Below are 22383 nucleotides of genomic sequence, written 5' to 3' on the forward strand. Positions count from 1 at the left end.
CTCTCAAACCTCAACCTCTTTACGAAGCTTTAGCCCAGGGTAGGGCTAGACAACATACCCAGGAGTTTAAGCAGCGTGATGCCCTACGGGCTGGTGTTGAAAGTTCGCTGTCTCAAGGAATTTGTGTTTTTGGTTTGCGCGCGGCTCGTTACATGGGTCTTGCCAAGACTCGTCTGCAACATATTATGACTGCTGCTGCGATGAATCTGTCAAGAATGTGGGCATTTTGGCGCGACATTCCGATTGGTAAGACTCGTGTCTCTCGTTTTGCGGCTCTTTTTCCCTCTGCCTCATCATAGTTTTTTTCCACGATTGTGGGATGTTTGGTTTCACCCTTTTTTAATTCGCCAACAGTCTCCTTAAGTCACCGAGTCTAATCTATTTCATCTCCAGAGGCAATATCCTCCAATTTCTGCCAATCCAAAACAGTAATTTTACCGCCTCTACTGTAGGATACAAACGGCTTAAGTTTCTTAAACAACCGCACGCATTCTTCATAGGTGATGCCAATGCTGCGAGCAATTTGATAGTATGGCAAACGTTTTTTTAAACATACACTATTATCTACAATCTTCGTACCTTGCTCGACGCTAAAGTAATGAATGAATCGGGCCAGCCGCACGATCGCCCTTTCCGACACCAAACCGTGCACAGTCTCGTGTAGTTGCTGCAATCGCTGGTTAAAAACCGCCAATATTCGCAAAGCAATCTCAGGATTTTGCCGAATTGCTGCTAGCAAAAATTCCCGTTCTGTGGTAAGAACTTGCACATCAGTTTCAGCAGTCACCGTTGCCGGCGCAATACCGTTACCCAGCAAAGCAGGTGCAGCAAAAATATCTCCCTGAAATAAAGTGCGGAGAATAGTTTCTTTGCCTGCCACCGCTGTTTTTGTCACCCGCAGAGAACCGCTCAAAAGCGTGTATAATTTTTCCGGGATGCGATCGCCCTCATACATCACAACTTCTCCCTGTTGGTAAGTCCGAATTGCTGTATGTTCTTGCAATTGCTCTAAATCAGTTCGGTTTAAGCTGGCAAATATCCCAATTTCGACCAGTTGCTCGACAGTTGCTTTCATACATTTAACTTGAGCCGGAGTCCATTTAGAGTATCATAGCGGTGAATTCAGAATATATCGAGGCTAGCAGAGCCATCTACAAAAATGCAGAACCCGAATATCAGCGATATTATTTTGATGAGATAGCTGGCGGATTTGTCCTCATCCACCAACAACACAATCTTAATAATTCGGAAATATTTGTTGCTGAAGTTTTGGCTAAAATAGGCAATAGAGTCAGAATGCTGAGCGAGCAATCAGCAGAGGGTGTCCGAACGCCAGATGCTGAGATTGACGGTCAAATTTGCGAATTTAAGGAGTTGACAGAACAGACTCAAAATATCAGAGACAGAGTGCAAGAAGGCATTAGTAGAGCCAAAAATCAAGGTGTAGCAACCGTTATTTTTCACATCAACCGAGAAAATTATGATGTTTGGAAAATCAACGCTGGCATCAAACAAGCTCTGTTTTGGGATACCGCAAAGCAAATTCAAAAAATTATTTTTGTCCTCAAAAGCGAACAGATTCAAATCATCACAAGGGAAGAGTGGAAAAATGGAAGATCATTTCAGCGAATTTAAAGAAATCGTAGCGCGTGGATTGAATAATAATATGCCACGAGATGCTAAATTAATTAGTTTAGGGCAAATTTTATCTGCTGTTACCCACGACGATCTAACTATTGAAGAAGGTTGGCAGCTAGAAGCAATGCTGGGCGGCAGAGAACAATGGGAAGAGGCACTTGAGTACAGCATTTTTGGCTATCCAGTAGATACTGCAACACCATCTTTAGATAAACCTCTGGTGATTGCCGGTAAAACTTTTCATTCTCGATTGATGACGGGGACTGGAAAATATCGCAGCATTGCCGAAATGCAGCAAAGTGTCAATGCTAGCAGGTGCGAAATTGTGACTGTAGCCGTGCGGCGGGTGCAGACAAATGCTCCCGGTCATGAAGGATTGGCAGAGGCTCTGGATTGGACTAAAATTTGGATGCTGCCCAATACTGCTGGTTGCCAAACTGCAGATGAGGCGATTAGAGTGGCTCGTTTGGGCAGGGAAATGGCGAAGCTTTTGGGACAGGAAGATAATAATTTTGTCAAGTTAGAAGTGATTCCCGATGCTAAATATTTGCTGCCAGATCCGATCGGCACTTTGGAAGCAGCAGAAAAATTAGTCAAAGAAGGTTTTGCCGTTTTGCCTTACATCAATGCCGATCCGCTACTAGCAAAACGCCTCGAAGAAGTCGGTTGTGCGACTGTGATGCCTTTAGCTTCGCCCATCGGTTCCGGGCAAGGGATCAATAATGCCGCCAACATTCAAATCATTATTGACACGGTAAAAGTTCCTGTGGTAGTGGATGCGGGGATCGGAACCCCCAGCGAAGCTGCTAGAGCAATGGAAATGGGCGCTGACGCACTGCTGATTAATTCGGCGATCGCCAATGCCCAAAATTCTCCAGCAATGGCAAAAGCAATGGGAATGGCGGCAGAAGCCGGACGGATCGCCTACTTAGCAGGAAGAATGCCAGTCAAAGATTACGCGATCGCCTCTTCCCCCCAAACAGGTACTGTCACCTCAAAATAAATTCCCTAATTTTCCAGGGCGCTTTTTTGGTACAGTTGTAAACATCAAAAATATTAAGGATTGTGACTGATGCCTTACATCAAAGATGACGATGGACGCCTGAACAACTTTGCTAAAGAGCCGAAGGTGTATGAAGCCGTACCTCCCAACAAAAATCAGCAACGCAACTACATCATCATGGGTATTGCAGCAGCTATGTTAGTGGCCGGTTTGGTGTTTGTGGCGGCCTCAGTCTGAAAACTGCCCTGACACTCAAAGCTGCTTCAAATCACAATTTAAAATAATTCTTCAGCAAACCATGTTTTCCAACCAAGGTCAACATGGTTTTTGTGTTTCAATACAAAGCAGGTAGTTGTGACAATCCTGAAGCGTACCGAGCGAGCTCGAAAGCTAAATAAGACAAACAGAAATTTGGGTTTTTACTCTCTGCTGTCGGCTTCAGGGACTTGGGTTGCAATTAATCAGACGAGTTCGTCACAAACATAAAATTGTCAATTGAAAATCTACAATCCTTTGGTCATCATCGGTGCGATTGACGGCCTTCGGGGCTTAGTTGCGAGTTATGAGCGATCGAGTTTTTAACTCTCAACTCTAAAATCCAAAATCTACAATCTAAAATCCAAAATCTAAAATCTAAAATCTAAAATCTAAAATCGGCTGACCGTGATGTCTATTCCTTCCCAAAAAGTTTCTAGCTCGAACAAGCAGATATACCAACGCTTGAAACAGGCGATCGACCTCAACTTACGCCGTCAAATTTTTATTGCCGCCTGCGACGACTTGTGCTTGCGGGACTGTCTGGCAGCTCGCTTGCAGGCAGAATTAACCGCAGAAAGCGCAGGCTCCAATCCTCGCTCCCCGATCGACTATCCCCGATTTGTCAGTTTGGAACTCGACTTGAACGATCCCAATCCTTGGGGCTCGCTAGCCGCGTGGCTGACCAAACACCCACCGCCCCAAAATATGGGCATCTACAGCCCTTTGCCGGGATTTCAAATTTTGGGGGCAGAACACCTGACCAGGCATTCAGCAGCCGTGCAGTGGTCGTTCCTGAGCTATTTGAGGGACATCGAAGCACACCTGCAAATGTGCGAGTCTACTTTGTTGCTGTGGGTGTCGCGCCCCTGGCTGAGTTCGATCGAGCAATCGGCCCCGGAATTTTGGCAGTGGCGAACCGGAGTATTTGAGTTTGAAGGCGAACCGACTCCAGCCAAGCAAGACTTCGGCCGCTCCGAGGACTTCGGGAACTCCGAAAACTTGGGCAACTTGCGGGACAACGGAGACTCCGGCGACCAACTTTTAAGATCGCCAGAGTCCGAACAATCCTCAACTCCCGATTCCGCATCATTCCCAGCGCCAGATGCTAAATCTGTCGAACTGGCGGATTTGGTGCTAGCGACGGCCTCGGAGGATGAGTTGGAAGCAGAGGGTGATGCCGCATCGGAGGACAATTTTCTGCCGCTGCAAACCTTGCAATACATCGAATTGCTGCAAGAACATCAGTGCTGTTCCGAAGCCTTGGCTTTGGCTTATCACAGTTTGGGGAATTACTACCGCGATCGGATTCTGGGCGGAGAGTCTTCGCCACAAAACTTGACAATCGCCATTCGCGCGATCGAGCAAGTGATTGCATACCTCGAACTCGACGCGGGCTCGCAGCAAAATCAACCACCAACTGAGGAATGCGCGCGGCTGATCGCCCAATTGACACAAAATTTAACTCAATACGCCGAGGAGTCCAACAGCTTACCGCCGATGGACGATTTGATCAACGATCTCGGCACTTTTTACTGGATGCTGTCGCGCGATCGCACCGACGGTGTGGAAGTCCCCGATCCGGTATCCTGCCTCGAACGCAGCATCGCCCTCTACATTGAAGGTTTGAACCGCACAGATGCCGAGAGCGCACCTCAAACCCGTGTCAGATTAAACAAAAATTTGGGCATCGCCTTAGCAGATTTAGCCCGCTATCAAGACAAGACACAGAACTTGCAGCAAGCAGTTGCAGCTTACCAACAAGCGCTGCTGGATCTAGACCCCGCGACGGAACCCCAGCAGTGCGCTGCGGCTCAGAATAATTTGGCGACAGCATACTGGCATTTAGCCCAAGATGGTGAACCCATCGTCTATCTCAAAAGCGCGATCGCAGCTTACACCCAAGCCCTCTCCTGCTACAGTCCAGAACGAGAACCCCTCAACTATGCCGGAGTGCAAAACAACCTCGGTACCGCCTGCTGGAACCTCGCCCAGCACGAACCCTCAGAACTTTTATTAGTCAGGGCGATTGAGGCCTACCGCGAAGCCTTGAAATACCGCACCCGAGAATTGGTACCAGCAGCCGCAGCCGCCACCTACAACAATCTCGCTACGGCTTACTGGCATTTGGCGAACCAGTTCCAGCAGAAACAAGCCCGCATCGACTCATTGCAGCAGGCGATTACCGCCTACGAAGCCGCCTTGGATATCGCCCGAAAACTCGATCGAGCCCAACTCACCTTTGACACTCTTGCCGCCCGCAACAATCTCGGACTAGCCCACTATCAACTAGCCACAGCCCCAGATTTGGCCCTAAACAAAGCCGCACAAACCAGCCATTTAGATGCAGCACTGCACCACCTGTTGCAAGTGTGTGCCGAATGGGGACAGCATCTTAACGACAAAGGGTTAATATATGGAGATAAACTCAACCTGCAACCCCCAGCCAATTCCCAAGCCGCTGATGATTGCCGGCAAACAGCATTAAGCTATATTGTTAAAACGATTCGAGCTTTCTATAGCGAATGTGGGCTTGCCGGCCAAAATTTAGCCTTATCCAAAGTTCCCGGAGATTTATTGCCAGAAATTTTGCGTAGGTTATAAATACGGCTATAACTCTTAAAAGCTCAATTTTTTCTAGATTTGTATCCAGTTTTCTATTATTATGGCTGAATATTCTTACCTAATTCTTCAATTAAAGTTGTGGTCATGGCCCCTGTAAAAATCCTTGTGGTTGATGACGACCCAGCAATCCGAAATTTAATTCACCGTTTTTTAAGCCAGCAAGGTTATCAAGTTGAATCTGGCGAGGACGGTCAGACAGGTCTGGAATTATTTGAGCAACTCAATCCTGACTTAGTAGTTCTAGATGTAAATTTACCCGATACTACTGGCTACAAACTGTGTCAAGAAATGCAAAGACGGACGGGCGTGTTTGTGTTGATGCTGACTGCCCGAAACGATGAAGCTGACAAAATGAAAGGGTTTGCCGAAGGTGCTGACGACTACATTACTAAACCTTTTAGTCTTGTGGAGATAGGAGCTCGCGTTGAAGCAATTTTGAGGCGCAAACGCACAGTTACTGTCACTGAGCAACAAAGTCTTACCTTTGGGGAGCTACTAATAGATCCAGTCCGCCGCGAAGTGATTCTCAACAATCAAATAGTGGCTTTGACTGCTTTAGAATTCGACTTGCTGTACTGTTTGGCCAGCAAACCCGGTCGCGTGTGGAGGCGAGCGGAATTGCTGCAAGAAGTGTGGCACTACGAATATGTAGGAGCCGAGCGCGTGGTGGATGTCCATATCGGTCAAATTCGCCGCAAAATTGAGCCAGATACCAATCAAATTTCGATGATTCAAACTGTCCGGCGGGTGGGTTACAAGTTTGAACCCACAACCTAACAACATTCGGCACAAAGCTCTAGGGGCGGGTGCACGAGTTCTAATTCCGCTGGTGTTCGATCGATCTACTCGTTATAAAAACGGTTCGTAGTGCGGACTCGCATTCCGCACGCACGAACTAATCTGATTGCTGCAAATACTCGCCCACTTCTTGCGCCCGCTCAAAACCCCTGCGGACGCAATCTCCCAAAGCCACGCCTCCAAGGTAGTTGCTGCACAAATACAGCCCCGGCAAAGATTTTAAACCCTTGCAGATTAGCGAATCGAGAATCGGGAATCGGGAATCGGGAATCGGGAATCGGTAAGCTGTCCCGCATTTCTCAAGCATTTTTCTCGAAGGTTGTCGATTAAACTCTCCCCGTCTCCCCGTACCCCCATCTTCCCATCTTTACCCTCCGAGCGACTTATCCGAATAACATAGCCGAAGCAAGCCGAATCGAGCCCTCTCTCCTTCACGAAGACGGAGTTACATTATTGCTGTGCAAGTCTTGAGGGGACTGAAACAGAGTTTCGAGATAAACTCTCGCAGCTTGGCGATAACTGCGCGAAGCTTCCGGTGTACCGCTATCGGCATTCTGCAACAAAAACAGCGACAGAGACGCCGAGAATACTCTGTCTAGATCCCATTCGGGGTGAGTTTCCAGATAAATTTTAAGAGAATCGTGCAGCGTTTCGGGAATTTCGGCAAAAATACTGACTGTCGGGTTCATCATTTTTTTAGTCTCGCTAATAAATTGAAAATAGAACCCCCCTTTCGGCTGGATACAGGTGCAGACACAGCCGAAATTAGAGCGCTTTTTTTTTAGGTCGGTCGCATCATTGTGCGTATCAGGAGGCGGGTTTGTCAATGTTGCGAAATATTACAAACTCCTTTATGTAAAAAAAATATTTACCAATAAATAAGCCTTTCAGGGCTTTTTTTGTTACATATCTTTATGTGTGGGAAGTTTTCTGAGGGATTTGGCGGCAGGTTAACAAAATCCCCAATTCCGCAGCAAGATCCGACCGTGCCGTTAATTTCTGTGGAAAACTTTTTCAAATCTGTGGAAAACCTCGGACTTGCCTGTGGAAACGCTGTGGAATGTTTAGGGAAAAGTCTGGGAAAAAATAAGAATTGCAAAGGGGATTAATTATTCATCGGTCATCGGTCATGGGTCATCGGTCATTGGTGTTTTCTTCCCGAAGGCCTTGGGGGCATCTGGGGCTTGATAAAAAGCATTGTCTTGTTGTGGTTAGAGGTAGCTCTTGCGTGTTTTATAGCAAAACACCAATTCTCCCACTCACCGACAAAAAATTATAATTATTCAGGTTTTTCTGATGTTTTACTAGAGCACAACATTGATTTCCAAAGATAGGGACACCGACCTGCGAATTTAAATTGAATATTGGTGTATCCTTCCTTGGTCAATAATTTGGTGAGGGTTTCTACTGAAAAGAATTTAATGTTACCGTTATCCCAAAGTACGGTAAAATGTTTGTCTAGTTTGCCTGTCACAGCTAAGGCTAGGTTTTTTAAATAGCCGTGATAGGGTGTGGAAAGAATTAGCCTTCCTCCGGGTTTGAGGCATTTTTGGGCATTTTTTGCCAGTTCTTTTGGATAAAGTAAGTGTTCGATTACTTCAACGGCTAAGACAATATCGAATGAGTGCAGCATATTGGTATCGGGAAGCTCGTAAATATCGGCTTGGATAAACTGACACTCGGGGAAACTTTGACTGGAGATGGCAATTCCGGGTGCAGAAGAGTCAACGCCGACAACTTCGCAGCCGTGCTGTGCGATGACGTGACTGAGGCTGCCATTGCCGCAGCCGAGATCCAAAACTCGGAGTTTTGTCTGGCTGGCTTCCTGAAGTGTCGCCAGCATTTCTAGAAGGGGAGATATCAAATAAGTGTGATGATATCTGGGATGGTTGTTTGTGTAATAATACGTATAGTTGCTAGAGTTTTTTTTCATCGATTAAGTTATGGAGACTATTGCCGAGACTGCAAATTTACCGGGCGCGGGTGTACTGTTTGGGTAAATGTTCGCCACCTGCTGGTTGTGAGAGTCGATGGGCAACTCGATCGTCTCGTTCTTTTTGTTTGACAGGCGAATTGTTGTCACCGGCTCGATCGGAGGTGCCAAAAAAAATTCACAGGGTGCAAAATCTCGAATCCCCGATTCGAGGCCGATCCCATCTCTGCTCCGGGAGCCCGTCGCCAGACGGCATTCGGAAACAAAAAGTGCGAACGATCGATCCAGAATTCTCTCCATACACTAGCCGGAAACAAAACTTTTGGCCTATTAACTTCGGCCTGGCGAGCAGATCCGTGGGATTCTACCTTCAACCAACAGCGCTCTGTCAGCGATCGCGCTTTTTCTCGCCTGAAAAATTTTGCCTGGGCGATCGGGTGCAAGTCGATCGGAAAATTCAACAGGGAAGTGTGACTGAAATCACAGGCATCTGCCAAACAAATTGCTGAGCATCTTTAAGTGGGCACACTTAGTATCGACATTAATACAGTGGCTTCTATAATTGTGTTTAAATGTTGTTCTGAAGCTGTGTTGTCTCGTCAGCAGATTGCCCTAGGCAGATTCGCACTTTTAATCTGGCTTATTGCACTACGAGCGCTGTTGAGCGTCGCACCTTAATTTAGAAATGTCCTATGGTTAAGCTAGGTCAGTCCTCCTTTCGCCGTATTTTACTGTCGCGGATTTTGTTGCTCAGCGTGCCTGTTCTACTGGTGGGGGAGTATGTTACCTATCGCAAGGCACGCTCGACGCTTCTGGAAACCGCTCGCCAAAACTTGACAGAAAGTGCAGGCAGAAAAGCCGAAACAATTGAACAGTGGGCGAAATCGCTGAAATCGAATCTAATCGGCGCTTCGGAAAATTCGATGTTGCAGTCTGTAGAGCCAAAGGATTATCAAAAGTTTATCGCGCAATTAGGGCAGCGGTTGCCAGTTCAGGTTGATTGCTTGCAATTGACTAATTTACAGACAAATCAAGTGATGGCGAGCACTTGCGGGCAACAGCCGATTCAGGCGCTACCTACCAATTTTTGGCCGCGAGTGCTGCAGCAGCAAACGCTGCAGGACGACAAAAACGTTTACATCAGTCTGTTGTGGCCGAATCAACAAAAGCCGAGAGCAAACGGCGACAAGATGACTTTGGGTGAGGAAGATTTTTCAGGTACGGGTAAAGAAGCCCGCGACAGCCGAGTCAGTTTGGTGTTGAGCGCTCCTGTTTACATTGGTCGCGGCAACAGCCGAAAGTTGAGTTATGCTTTGAGTTTGCAGTCGGCTCTGCCGGTGCAAACGAGCGCTCCCAAGGGTTCTCTAGCCGGCTATACGGTGGCGATCAACCAAGACGGGACAATTTTGGCGCACCCGAATATCAACCGCGTCGGCCGCAATATTGCCGCGGAGGCAGATGCCGATCGACTAAAAAGTATTGTCAGAAGGGCGATCGCCGGCGGACAAGCTTTTCTCCACCTATTTTCCTTTGAAAGAAATGGCGTAGAATTGCTAGCAGGATACGCTGCCATCCCCAGCCCTTTAAGTAAAAAAGAGAACACTAAATGGATTATTTTAGCTGTCTCTCGCTTAGATTACGCTCTCTCAGGCTTAGAAGAAATTCAGCAAGTTTTATTTAACTTAATCATCGGTTTAGTTGCGGCTAGCATCGTCGCGACTTTATACCTGTCTCGCGACTTGGCGCGTCCCTTGGAACAACTGAGAGACTACGCGCTGACAGTGGATACAGAAGCGCCGCAGGCAGTGCCCCAAAATTTCCAAATTCGGGAATTCAATCAACTATCAGAAGCACTCAACAGTATGGTGGAGAGCCTGAGAGAATCGGCCAGAGAATCGGCAGTCGCAACCAAGGAAGCGCAAGTTGCCAATCAGTTAAAAAACGAATTTTTGGGCAATATTTCTCACGAACTGAGAACGCCGCTCAACGGGATTATTGGTTTTATTCAAATTGTGCGAGACGGCTACTGCGATGACCGAGATGAAGAAATGGAGTTTTTGCAGCGCGCCCACGACTCGTCAATGCAATTGCTGAATATTATTAATGATATTTTAGACATTGCTAAAATAGAATCCGGCACGTTCTCCCTGATGTTAGAAGTAGTTGATATTACTCAGGTACTTGAAGATGCAATTGATTTGCAAGCACTTCTAATTAAAGAAAAAGGTTTGAATTTAAGCTTGCCAGAACCTCACGATCCGATTATTGTTCATGCCGATCCAGAGAAGCTAAAACAGGTGTTTATACACGTTTTGAGCAATGCTGTTAAGTTTACCGAGTCGGGCAGTATTACTATATCTGTGCGGTTAGAATCGAGTAATCATTCAGGTGGTTTTAACGGTAGTGTACCGGAAAGTGGGATCGGTAATAGTAGCAGTAAAAACGATTGGGTAGTGGTGACAATTAAAGATACCGGAATTGGTATAGATCCCGAACAGCAGCAAAAATTGTTTCAGCCTTTTGTGATGGCTGATGGTTCCACAACTCGCAAGTTTGGCGGAAATGGTTTGGGTTTGGCTATTTCCCGAAGAATAATGGAATCTATGATCGGCCGCATTACTCTGCAGAGCGCGGGTGTGGATCAAGGTACTTCGGTGATGATTTCTTTGCCTGTAAACCATCAGTCAAGTTTTTATTTTAACAGCCAGGATTTGGTAACAGAAAATGGAAATTTAAAAAATTAGGAGGTATATCATTTCGGGTGAATACTATGAGGAATGACAATTCAACTGCTCGTTACGAGGCTCAGCCTCTTTCATCTAAAGCTTGTTTGCTTGGGAAATCGAAGAATCTAAAATCTAAAATGGTATCAGGGGCTGTCCGCCGAGTTCCAAAGATTTGCTCAAAGCGCTGAGAATGCGGATTAATTCGACGGAAGCATTGCCGGAAGAGGTAGGACAAGGCGTATTTGTTTGCACGGAGGTGAGGAAGCGATCGCACACTCGCCGCAGCGGTTCTACTTGTTCTAAACTTAATATTTCGCGACTTTGGATGTTAGTAGTGGGCCGAGGCGCCATCGCACTTTCGCAAACATTATGCTCTTCCCCCCGCCGATTTGAACTAGCGTGCTGCAACATCAGCATACTTTCCGGTGACATTTCATCAAAAATCAAGGTTCCCAAACTACCAACAACGCTTAAGCGCCGCTGTTTGTCGGGATTCAGCCAGCACAGGTGAATAAGTGCTTGAAATCCGTCAGGATAGGTGAGCGTTACCCAAACTAAATCTGCTAGTTTTTCTGAAGGATTTATTGCTTCTTCCCTCTGACTTGTGACTTGTGACTTCGGAAATACAGTGCCCGTTGCTGTGACTTGAATAGGAGTTTGTTGGAGCCAAGTGTTGAAAATAGCAATATCGTGAATGGCCAAATCCCAAAGGGCATCAACATCGTGCCGCACTGGTTCATAATGAGTACGCTGAGCGTAACCGTAGCGCAATTTTCCGAGTTGATGCTGTTGAATTATTCTTTGGCCGCGATCGACTGCTGGATGAAACAGATAAGTGTGGTCAACGAAGAGTTGCCGCTGCTGTTTTTCGGCTAATTGGCACAGTTTTATTGCTTCACTGAGATTGATGGCGAGGGGTTTTTCTACTAAGACGTGGTAGCCTTTTTGCAAGGCTGTGGCTGCGAGGGTGTAGTGTGTGGAAGCTGGAGTGGCGATCGCCACAGCATCCAGTCCCGGCAATTCTTGCACTTGCGACCAATCGGTAGCTAGAATCACGGACTCATTAAAATTAAACTGTTTTTGGACAGCCATCAATGAATCTAGATTCGGATCTACCACCGCTAAAACTTGACTGTTGGGATGTTCGATAAAGTTGCGAATGAGATTAACTCCCCAGCGGCCCGCACCCAATACAGCTATTCCGATTTTCATTAATAATAAATTTTAAAAATCGCACAGCAATTATAGCATAATTTCTCATTTATTTGGTGTTATTTAATAGTAAAACTTCCACTGCCCAATGAATACTAACTACTAACTAATGACTGCTGACTAAGGACTACTGACTGCTGACTACTGACTACTAAATTTGGGTAACATATCCCTTGATGATTCGGCGGTTGAAACCGCGTCTATACAAACAAAGTCAGCCTACGCCGACTGGTTCATAAAAGGTATCCAAAACCCTGATTTGGTATGACAACTAACAACTAACTACTAACCACTAAGAGGGCGGGCACGCACCATCCACCGCCCCTATCAACTATCAACTAACAACTAACAACTAACAACTAACAACTGACTAATTTATTGAAAGCGGAGCGAGCCGCAGCTTGTTCTGCTGCTTTGATCGATCGACCTTTTCCCTCTGCTACCAACTCTCCCTGAATGCTAACTTTGGCCGTAAAACGATCCTCGCCGCCCTGGACAGTTCCGGTTTCTTCCACGGTATACTTGGGTAAAGTTTTATATTTGCCTTGAGTCAACTCTTGAAGAGCAGCTTTGTAATTTTGTCTGGCCGGATCGCTGCGAATTTCCGCCGCTAGGCGTTGAAAGTGACCGTCTAACCAAGGGCGAATTAATTCTAACGTCTGGGCGCTCAAATAAAGCGCGGCGAGTAAGGCTTCCAAAGAATCGGCCAGTCTGGGAACAGCACCTGTTTTGTCGGCGGCGGCGCTGCTGGAAACAATTAAATAGCGATCGAACCCGTAACTTTCAGCGATTTTAGCCAAAATGCGATCGCTCACCAAGATCGATCGAATAGCCGCAAATTCCCCCACCGTACAGTCAGGATAAATCTCAAATAACAATTCAGACGCAGCCAGTCGCACCACAGCATCACCGACAAACTCTAGCTGCTCGTAATTTGCCTTAGCAGACGCACTCGCATGAGTCAAAGCTAAATCGACGAGATGCCATTTGATCGAAGCATCCTTCGACAGTCCCAACTTTTCAATTAATGTTTCAAGTTGCTTTTGGCGACCAGGATAAAGCATATTCATAGCGAATTGGGCAAACAGGGAATTGGGCAAACAGGGAATTGGGAATTGGGAATTGGCAATGGGGAATTGGGAATTGGGAATTGGGAATTGGAAATCTATAGCCGAGTCTCGGTAACATGAGGCTATCTGTCGCGCATCAGCCTCGCGGGCACAGGAAGCAGCCCGCATACCTCATAACGCTTGAGAATTGCTATATCTCACTTGATTCTAAAAATAATATATAAAAATTTTCCTACTCTCCCACTCTGGGATTTTTGGAGGGAAAAAAGTCGGACATAAGCCGGGTTCTGTTCTCTCAAATGCAAGCACTTTTCGATGGCAGTTATCTATCTGGGACGTTTGTTACCAAACGCCTCAAGCGGTACCAAAAAACGGAACTGGTAAAAAACCAACCATAGTCCCTCCGACCTTGCTCCCAACCGGGGTTTACCTAGCCAGCACCTCTCGATGCTGCTGGTGCGCTCTTACCGCACCTTTGCACCCTTACCCCCTAACAACTTGCAATTTTTGACCATCGATTTTTGATGCAATCTCTAATCTCTAATCTCCAATCTCAAATCGGGGGGCGGTATCTTTCTGTGGCACTATCCTCACGATCGCTCGCACTGGGCGTTACCCAGCAAGTTTGGTTTTTCGGGAGCCCGGACTTTCCTCAGACCAGCTTTCGCCAATCCGCAACCGCCTGCGCCTACTTTTTTCCCCAGACTTATTGTACGCGATCGTTCGTCAATCAATTGAGGATTTTAGATTTCAATCATCTTTAATAGTAGAAAAATTTTCAAACCAGCCGCGCCGCCAAAAGAAGAAAACTAAACTAGACGCGATCGCCACCATCAACGCCCAACAAAGCGGATAGCCAAAATACCAGTTCAGTTCCGGCATATTCAAAGGCGATTTTTCTGTATTGAAATTCATCCCGTATACTCCCGCCACAAAAGTTAACGGAATAAAAATACTCGAAATCACCGTTAGCAATTTCATGATTTCATTCATCTTATTGCCAACCGAAGACAGATAAACATCCATCAAACCCGACGATAACTCTCGATAGGTTTCCACCATATCCATCACCTGCACCGTGTGATCGTAACAGTCACGCAAGTAAATTCGCACCTCTGGAGTAATCAAATCGCTGCTATCTCGAATCAAAACATTAATTGCATCCCGCTGCGGCCAAATGGCGCGGCGCAGCGTCAGCAATTCTCGCCGAATTTTATAGATTTTTTCCAGGGTTTGGCGATTGGGGTTCACCACCACTTCATCCTCTAATTCTTCAATCCGCTCTCCGTAAAGTTCTAATACGGGGAAAAATCCATCTATAATCGAATCCAACAGAGTATAAGCAAGATAATCTGCTCCGTGCTTGCGAATAGCTCCTTGTCCTTTGCGAATTCGCTCGCGCACCGGATCGAAACAATCATAGTCCGGTTCTTCCTGAACACTTAGCAGGTAATGTTTGCCCAAAATGAAACTAACTTGTTCTTTATGAAAATTATCTGAATTAGGCTTAATCATCACCATCCAGGCAATAATTAAAAGGTGTTCTTCATAGTCTACAACTTTCGGGCGTTGGGGAATATTTACTACATCTTCCTGAGCCATTACGTGCAAATTAAAAACATCGCTCATTTGTCGCCAAGTTTCTTTGTTGCCCAATCCCAACATATCAACCCAAGAAACAGATTTTGTATCTAAATAGGCAGCAGCTTCTTGAGGATTTAACAATTTTTTAGGGCGAGTAGCTTTGGTTTCGCAATAGTCAATTAATACAATGTCTGGAGGTGGCGCATCCGGTTCTAAGTCTAGAGTCCCCGGCAGCGCCCCCGGATGGTCATAAAAATAATCAACGTAGGAATCATCATCATCATCTTTAATGGGTTTTTGAAATACACTCGAAGTATTTTTTATGCCTTTGTATGCCATGTGAATATCCCCAACTTTTAGTGTTTTTAATTAGGCTATCATTTTTTTCAGTATAACTAATAATTCATAGCATTTCTGAAATTTCATGCAACAGTATTTGGAGTATTCGTAAGATGTATCGTTAAAAGTTGTGTTTATTGACAATGACCCAGTTTTTCGGGTGCGTCGATCGCTCAATTGTCGATATTTTTTAGCGATTTTGTATAACGACACACCCTACGACTATTCAATCACCAATTCCCAATTCCCAATTCCCAATTCCCAATTCTAAAATCGTATTATCTTTGCCGCATGGGAATCTCGATCGCAAATTCAGTTCCCTCTCCCGGCACCGAAATGCAGCGCAGCGCGCCCCTGTGTCTTTCCACCACAATCTGATAAGAGATAGACAATCCCAAACCAGTACCCTTACCTACTGGTTTATTCGTAAAAAACGGGTCAAATATCCGAGATTTTACAGACTCTGCCATTCCCGCGCCGTTATCTGAAATGGCGATCGCCACCCAATTGTTCTCCAAAACCTCCGTGCGAATCCGAATCAAAGGTAATGCGTCACAACCCAAAGGTAAACTCGTAGAATTTTGCCGTTGGACATCCGTTGGACTAGGCAATTCCCACTTTCTATTTCTCACACTTGCCAAAGCATCAATGGCATTACTTAATATATTCATAAACACTTGATTTAACTGTCCAGCGTAGCATTCTACTTGTGGCAGCGTCCCATATTCTTTAATTATTTCAATCGGGCGATTTCTACCATTTTCTTTAAATTTGTGTTGCAAAATTAATAGCGCGCTGTCAATTCCTTCGTGAATATCAACACGCTTAATATCGGATTCTTCCAGGCGGGCAAAGTTGCGTAAAGACAGAACAATTTCACGAATGCGATCGGCTCCAGTTTGAATAGAAGTCAGCAGGTGCGGAAAATCTTCTTTCATAAATTCGACTTCTATTTCCTCAGCAAAATTCGCGATCGCAGCAACAGGTTCCGGGTAATGTTCTTGATACAAAGTACACAATTGTAGCAAATTATTCGCATACAGGCTCGCGTGAATAATATTACCGTAAATAAAACTGACAGGATTATTAATTTCGTGAGCAATTCCCGCCACTAGCTGTCCCAAACTAGACATTTTTTCCGCATGAATTAGTTGAGCTTGAGTTTTTCCTAATTGTTTCAATGTTTGCTCTAATTGGGTATTTTTATCTTTTAATTGAGATTCGGCTTGTTTGCGCTTAGTAATATTGCGAGCAATAACGATCGCCTGATTGGAGTTAAGAGGTAGCAATCTAGCTTCATAAGTTTCTTCTCCTGCCGGCATGGGTAGGGAATACTCTAGATCAACCGGTGTTCCGTTTTCGGAAACCTCAAGCATTGCCAGATTGAACTGGCTGGCGACGGTAGCCGGCAATATATCTGCCATTCGTTTGCCCATAAAATACTCAGAATTTAGGTACAAATCCGCTGAATTTCCTGATAAGTAATCCAAAATAATGCCGTCAGTATTGAGGCGGAAATACAAATCGGGCAGGGCCAGAAAAACAGCTTCTAACTCGGAAGTTTTTTGGCGCAATGCTTCTTGGGCGTAATAGCGATCGCTAATATCCAAAATCACCCCGTCCAAACAGAAAACGCTCCCATCTGCGTCGAACACAGGAGAACCTTTATCCCACACCCATTTAACCGTGTTATCTGCTGCTAACAAGCGGTATTCCAAATTATAAGACTGTTTGCTTTCTATTGATTGCCGAATTGTTGCTTCTACTTTTGCCAAATCTTCCGGGTAAATAATGCTAGTAAAAGTCCGGCTTCCAATCTCCAAAGGCAAAAGAAAATCCGCAGCCGGGTAGCCCACCAGCAAGTAAACGGCATCGCTAATAAAACTTGTCGAAAAATCGCATTCCCAGCGATAAACAACTCCGGGAATATTAGCTACCAAAGAGCGAAATCTTGATTCACTTCTACGCAAAGCTGCTTCTGATTCATGGCGTTCTGTAATGTCGTGAGTGAAACCTAGCACTGCAAATATATTACCTTCAGCGTCGCGCAGAGGGACTTTTTGGGTGTCTAAAATATGTACTGAACCATCAGCAAGAGTTGCCGCATCGCAGGGATTGTGGATAATTTCGCCAGCTAGTACAGCAGAGTCGTCTGTGCGGAATCCTCGGATATTTTCTGCAGTATTCCCAAATACTAGATCTTCTGAAAATCCTAATTCTAAATCGGATTTGCCAATTATTTGTTCGACTGTTTTGCCGATAGCTTGAGCTAAACTTTTGTTGACCAAAATATAGCGAAATTGTTTGTCTTTGGCAAAAATCCAGTCGCTGGTTTTGTCTATTACCGTGCGGAGCAGTTGTTCGGAACTTTCGGTTTGTTCCAAAGCTACCTGCAGTTCTAGTTCCAGGCACTTGCGAGTTGTAATGTTTTCAAAAGCAACGCCGACGCAGTTGTTAGGTAAAGGAAAAGCTTTAATAGAAAAAGCACGAGTTATTCTGTCGCATTCATCGCAGTCAATATCTTCAACTTCTATGGCTTTTTGGCTGCGAATTACCGAAGCAAATGCTTGGGGAATGTTTTTCGATCGCAGGTGGGGAAAAATCTCGTCGATTGTCATGCCCAAAACGTCGGCCATTTCTAATCCGGTAAACAGGGTAGCAGCGGGATTAGAGGCGATCGCCCTTAATGTACTATCATCCTCTATATCTTCCAAATGATAGACGTACAAACCAATCTGCATATTCTCCACTATTTGGTCATAGAGGCGCACGCTTTCGTCTACCTGCCTGCGTTCAGTAATATCTTCTGTAATACCCAACACGTACTGAGGATGCCCCTGAGCGTCGAGAATTGGCACTTTGCGGGTGTGCAGTATTCTCATACCTTTGTGGCGAGTTTGGATCGGCTCTTCGGCTATTTCTTTAACCGTAGATTGGTTGCGATGAGCTGTCAATATTTCCCTATCTTGAGCCGCAAAAACATCAGCTTGTTCTTTGGGATAAATATCGTAGTCATTTTTGCCGATCGCCTCTTGAGAGGTAACACCTGCGATCGCTTCCCCGGCCTTATTCCACAGCACAAATTTTAGCGAAGAAGCATCTTTAGCAAAAACTCCCACGGGCAGATTTTCTACTACGGAATTGAGGAACCCTTTAGCGGATTTTAATTCAGCTTCTGCGCGCTTGCGTTCGATGCCTAAAGCTATGACATCGGCAACGGATGCTAAAGTTTCTTGAAATGGTGCTGTCAGCGGCTTTAAGCTGATAATTACCATGACTCCCACCAGCCTTTCTTCGACTATTAAGGGGTAGCCGGCGAAGGTAAAAATCTGCTGGGGAATTTGGCAATTTGCCGGATTTTGGCGGCTGTTGATAATTGCTAATTCGGAACTGCATAACCCTGTAACTTCGGATTTTTCTTCTAGAAGTCCAAAATTATTCAGTTCAAATCCGCAGTCAAATTGCGGTTTTTGCTGTTGGGCGATCGAGTTAACCTTACTTGCAATAAAGCTAGCCCGATCGCCTGTGCGGCTGTAGATTCCAGAGGCTGCTTGCAACTCCCAAATATTGGATTGAGAGTTTAAAGTCCAAATTTCAGCGGAGGCGACATCAATATTTCGCACCATTGCGTCGCAGCAAGGAAGCAGGATATCTTGAGGGTGTTTGGTGAGGGCAATACCGACATCGGCTACCATTGCTGTGAGGCGAGAAGCTTGGGCTTTTTCTGCTTCCAATCGTTTGCGATCTGTGATGTCTTCCACCAAAGAAAGTACGGTAAAAGAGTCGCCGCTGCGAATAATTGAGTTGAACCAGCGACACCAAATAACTTGTCCGCTTTTAGTTTTATTTTGATTGATGGAAATATTGCCATTCCCAGAGGCTAGTTCTAGTTCGATCGCGCTTACAGCCTCTCTTTCTTCTTCGCAAACCAAATCCAAATCGCCGAAATGCTTGCCCAGCATATCATCCGATGTCCAGCCAAAGATTTCTTGGGCGCGTTTCGACCACTGAACGATTCGGAAATTTTCATCCCAGCCTACCATTGCCAGGGGACTGTTAGCTGCATTCAACCACAGTAAATGATTCGATCGGCGCAACTGCTGAGTTTTCTCTTGCTGCCAGCGGTAGTGCCTGGTGATATCCCTACCGACACCCAAAACCCGCATCTGGTTGCTAGAGGCATCCACCGCTGGCGTGTAAGCCGTTTCGTAAATTTTAATTCCGCCGTCTGCCGCCCTCACCTCGTGAATGGCCAGCTTTTTTTCCCCTGTGATAAATACTTGTTGCAGGCAGGAATCAATCTGCGAGATTATGTTTTTGAGAGCAGAATTATTGGGATATAATTGCAATAATTCTTGGTTAGTTTTGTTGACTATTTCAGCAGGCTCCAATCCCATCCAAGCAGCAGCAACGGGATTGATGTATAGGTAGTTTTGCTGTCGATCGCACTCTAGGAAAGCATCAACAGAGTTAGAGAAAAAAGACTGTAACGAGTTGATAACTTCCTGCATGGGTATTTTGCGATCGCTTGCAAGTAAAGCTTTAAATTTTTCCTAAAATTAGTTTAACTCACTCAAATATTTTTGCATACTTTATATTTGCGGTTCCCGGTGCAATTTTCGGCGCAACCCTCTAGGATACAATAATTTTTAGGAAATAGTATTTTTATGAATATAACTTAATTAGAACAGATGTTCTTTTTTTAAAGCAAGACGCATTGGATAGAAAAGGGAGGGGGATAGAAAAGGGAGATGGGGAGAGGGGGAGAGGGGGAGAGTGGGAGATGGGGAGAGGGGGAGATTGGGAGATTGGGGAGATTGGGAGAGTGGGAGAGTGGGAGATTGGGGAGAGGGGGAGATTGGGAGATTGGGGAGATTGGAGAGATTGCCCAAGAGAGAGAGAGAGATGCGGTTTTTGGGAAAAATCTTAGTCTATCGATAGCGTCAGGTGCGCGAGGCGCACCCTACAGACGCTACAGAGGGCTTTTTTGTCTCAAAAGCCACCAATCAGCAGGCAGTTTTTAGCCGCAAACTCACGACTAATGACTAATGAGTGATGACTAATGACTGATGACTACATCATGCCCATGCCGCCCATGCCGCCCATGCCGCCCATGCCACCCATGCCGCCCATGCCGCCCATGCCGCCCATGCCGCCCATGTCGCCCATGTCGCCGCCGGCTTTTTTCTTCTCGGGTTTTTCGACAATCACAGCTTCGGTGGTTAACACCATGCCAGCAATGGAACCGGCATTCTGTAAAGCCGATCGCACAACCTTAGCCGGATCGATAATCCCGGCGGCAATCATATCTTCGTACACGTCGGTGAGAGCATTGTAGCCAATGTTCAACTCGCTCGCGCGCACTCGCTCGATCGCGATCGAACCTTCAACGCCCGCATTATCAGCGATTTGACGCAAAGGAGCTTCCAAAGCCTTCGCAACCAAGTCAGCGCCTACTTGTTCTTCAGCGTCTAAAGTGTTTTTGATTGCATCTATTTTGGTAATCAGGTGAATCAGCGTCGTGCCGCCTCCTGCGACGATGCCTTCTTCCACAGCAGCTTTAGTAGCGTTGAGAGCATCTTCAATGCGAAGTTTGCGGTCTTTGAGCTCGGTTTCGGTAGCTGCGCCTACTTTAATTACAGCGATACCGCCAGCTAGTTTGGCAATGCGTTCGCTCAATTTTTCTTGATCGTAATCGGAATCCGTCGCTGCTAGTTGCTTGCGAATTTGCTCGATCCGTGTTTGCACGTCAGCTTTGTGTTCATCGCCAGCGACAATGATCGTGTTTTCTTTGTCGATCGTAATTTTGCGGGCGGTACCGAGCATTTCTAGTGTTGCGGTATCAATGCTGAGTCCGACTTCTTCGGAAATCAGTTGACCGCCAGTCAGAACGGCGATATCTTGTAGCATAGCCTTGCGTCGATCGCCAAAACCAGGAGATTTGGTAGCTGCGACGTTCAACACGCCACGAGCTTTGTTGATGACCAAAGTTGCCAAAGCTTCGCCTTCAATATCTTCGGCGATAATTAGCAGGGGTTGACCGGTGCGGGCGACTTTTTCGAGAACCGGAATTAATTCTTGAATGGAGTTAATTTTTTTGTCGGTGATCAGGATGCGAGCATTTTCATACTCAACTTCCATGCGATCGCTATTGGTGACAAAATACGGCGAAAGATATCCGCGATCGTACTGCATCCCTTCGACAACTTCCAATTCTGTTAACAGAGATTTCGACTCTTCAACAGTAATTACGCCGTCTTTGGTGACTTTTTCCATTGCTTGCGCGATCATCGCGCCTACTTCTTCGTCGTTACCGGCGGAGACAGTGGCGACCTGAGCAATGGCCGCGCCTTCGACTGGTTTCGCCAATTTTTCGATTTCTTTGACCAAATGGGCGATCGTTTTGTCAATACCCCGGCGCAGGGCGACTGGATTTGCGCCTGCTGCGACGTTCTTCAAACCTTCGCGAATCAGAGATTGAGCGATCACCGTGGCGGTTGTAGTGCCGTCGCCTGCGATATCTTTAGTTTTGGAGGCGACTTCTTGAATTAAGCGAGCGCCGGCATTTTCCAGGGGGTCTTCGAGTTCGATTTCCCTAGCAACGGTGATACCGTCGTTAACGATTTGAGGAGCACCGTATTTTTTTTCTAATAGGACGTTCCGGCCTTTCGGGCCCAAGGTGATGCGGACTGCATCGGCGAGTTGATTTACCCCGCGTTCTAGTGCCCGCCTAGATTTGTCGCTAAATGCAACTATTTTGGTCATGTTTGTCTCCTTTGGCTTACATAGCAAATTTAGCACTCTCTGAGTCTGAGTGCTAAGCCGATCGATTTTTGATTGTAGCGCACCCCAGCTTTCTAGGGGATGGGGGAGGCGGATTGGGGATGGCGGGCGAGGAGTGCGGGTGGCTCAGGACACGGCACTGTGGTGTCTCCACGGATATAATGTGGTTTGTGTCATTTCGCGCGATCGGCTTTTGTCTCAAGTCCAATCCCAATTTTGATAGCCAGTCATCCCAAAGCACAATTTTCATTCAAAAAATTCTTAACTTCGATCGATCGTCTAGCTTAGGATAGAGCTTCCTTCTAGCTTCTTTTTACCTTGAGCAAAGCCTTTCATGCCTTCTTCCTAATGACAACTACCAACTGACAACTACCAACTGACAACTAAGAGGACGGGCACGCACCATCCACCGCCCCT

General features: G+C 46.0%; 18 protein-coding genes and 1 other RNA gene. 7 read left to right on the forward strand and 12 right to left on the reverse strand.

Annotated elements, in window-relative coordinates:
• A partial coding sequence (locus QUA01_RS25595; protein WP_333157012.1) for a transposase occupies positions 1-299 on the forward strand: 299 nt, incomplete at its 5' end.
• A 74-nt stretch (positions 300-373) separates the two neighbouring features.
• Here QUA01_RS25595 and QUA01_RS25600 read toward each other — a convergent pair.
• Complete coding sequence (locus tag QUA01_RS25600) at positions 374-1075, reverse strand: Crp/Fnr family transcriptional regulator (RefSeq protein ID WP_333093316.1); 702 nt, start codon at positions 1073-1075, stop codon at positions 374-376.
• 41 nt (positions 1076-1116) lie between these two features.
• On the opposite strand from QUA01_RS25600, the gene QUA01_RS25605 reads away from it, so the two are divergent.
• The 5 genes from QUA01_RS25605 (at position 1117) to QUA01_RS25625 (ending at position 6298) form a co-directional block, all read left to right on the forward strand.
• Entirely contained in the window at positions 1117-1635 is a 519-nt protein-coding gene (locus QUA01_RS25605) for a hypothetical protein (protein ID WP_333093317.1), read from the forward strand.
• A complete protein-coding gene (locus QUA01_RS25610; protein WP_333093318.1) occupies positions 1610-2641 on the forward strand; it encodes a thiazole synthase in 1032 nt (343 codons plus the stop codon). Before QUA01_RS25605 ends, QUA01_RS25610 begins: the two co-directional genes overlap by 26 nt.
• Positions 2642-2710: 69 nt before the next feature.
• On the forward strand, positions 2711-2878 hold the full coding sequence (psb34, locus tag QUA01_RS25615) for a photosystem II assembly protein Psb34 (protein WP_015177107.1): 168 nt from the start codon (positions 2711-2713) through the stop codon (positions 2876-2878).
• Between the two features lie 429 nt (positions 2879-3307).
• Complete coding sequence (locus QUA01_RS25620) at positions 3308-5500, forward strand: tetratricopeptide repeat protein (RefSeq protein WP_333093319.1); 2193 nt, start codon at positions 3308-3310, stop codon at positions 5498-5500.
• Positions 5501-5605: 105 nt separating this feature from the next.
• Entirely contained in the window at positions 5606-6298 is a 693-nt protein-coding gene (locus QUA01_RS25625; protein ID WP_333093320.1) for a response regulator transcription factor, read from the forward strand.
• A gap of 118 nt (positions 6299-6416) precedes the next feature.
• Here QUA01_RS25625 and QUA01_RS25630 read toward each other — a convergent pair whose 3' ends face one another.
• From QUA01_RS25630 to QUA01_RS25645, 4 genes are all read right to left on the reverse strand, one after another.
• The gene (locus tag QUA01_RS25630) at positions 6417-6626 is read right to left on the reverse strand and encodes a hypothetical protein (RefSeq protein WP_333093321.1); all 210 of its coding nucleotides are present in this window, start codon (positions 6624-6626) and stop codon (positions 6417-6419) included.
• A 124-nt stretch (positions 6627-6750) separates the two neighbouring features.
• A complete protein-coding gene (locus QUA01_RS25635; protein ID WP_194012004.1) occupies positions 6751-7008 on the reverse strand; it encodes a DUF2811 domain-containing protein in 258 nt (85 codons plus the stop codon).
• A 590-nt stretch (positions 7009-7598) separates the two neighbouring features.
• Positions 7599-8252, reverse strand: coding sequence for a class I SAM-dependent methyltransferase (locus QUA01_RS25640; protein WP_333093322.1), 654 nt, complete (start codon positions 8250-8252; stop codon positions 7599-7601).
• 3 nt (positions 8253-8255) lie between these two features.
• The gene (locus tag QUA01_RS25645) at positions 8256-8552 is read right to left on the reverse strand and encodes a hypothetical protein (protein WP_333093323.1); all 297 of its coding nucleotides are present in this window, start codon (positions 8550-8552) and stop codon (positions 8256-8258) included.
• Positions 8553-8944: 392 nt separating this feature from the next.
• Between QUA01_RS25645 and QUA01_RS25650 the strand changes: the two genes are divergently transcribed.
• Positions 8945-10996, forward strand: a complete 2052-nt coding sequence (locus tag QUA01_RS25650; protein ID WP_333093324.1) for a sensor histidine kinase — start codon at positions 8945-8947, stop codon at positions 10994-10996.
• A 114-nt stretch (positions 10997-11110) separates the two neighbouring features.
• On the opposite strand, the gene QUA01_RS25655 is transcribed toward QUA01_RS25650, so the two are convergent.
• The 7 genes from QUA01_RS25655 to QUA01_RS25685 all read right to left on the reverse strand — a co-directional run bounded on the left by QUA01_RS25655 (position 11111) and on the right by QUA01_RS25685 (position 22216).
• Complete coding sequence (locus QUA01_RS25655) at positions 11111-12190, reverse strand: Gfo/Idh/MocA family protein (protein ID WP_333093325.1); 1080 nt, start codon at positions 12188-12190, stop codon at positions 11111-11113.
• Between the two features lie 359 nt (positions 12191-12549).
• Entirely contained in the window at positions 12550-13260 is a 711-nt protein-coding gene (gene rnc, locus QUA01_RS25660) for a ribonuclease III (RefSeq protein WP_194066959.1), read from the reverse strand.
• A gap of 261 nt (positions 13261-13521) precedes the next feature.
• Positions 13522-13955, reverse strand: an RNA gene (rnpB, locus tag QUA01_RS25665) — RNase P RNA component class A.
• A gap of 55 nt (positions 13956-14010) precedes the next feature.
• Positions 14011-15183: a magnesium/cobalt transporter CorA gene (gene corA, locus QUA01_RS25670; RefSeq protein WP_333093327.1), complete on the reverse strand. Its 1173-nt coding sequence runs from the start codon at positions 15181-15183 to the stop codon at positions 14011-14013.
• Between the two features lie 278 nt (positions 15184-15461).
• Complete coding sequence (locus tag QUA01_RS25675; RefSeq protein ID WP_333093328.1) at positions 15462-19694, reverse strand: PAS domain-containing protein; 4233 nt, start codon at positions 19692-19694, stop codon at positions 15462-15464.
• Between the two features lie 562 nt (positions 19695-20256).
• A complete protein-coding gene (gene groL / locus QUA01_RS25680) occupies positions 20257-21948 on the reverse strand; it encodes a chaperonin GroEL (protein WP_333093329.1) in 1692 nt (563 codons plus the stop codon).
• Between the two features lie 52 nt (positions 21949-22000).
• On the reverse strand, positions 22001-22216 hold the full coding sequence (locus QUA01_RS25685) for a hypothetical protein (protein WP_333093330.1): 216 nt from the start codon (positions 22214-22216) through the stop codon (positions 22001-22003).
• Positions 22217-22383: the final 167 nt, after the last annotated feature.

This window comes from Microcoleus sp. S36a_B3 (assembly GCF_036700745.1).
Lineage (GTDB): Bacteria > Cyanobacteriota > Cyanobacteriia > Cyanobacteriales > Microcoleaceae > Microcoleus.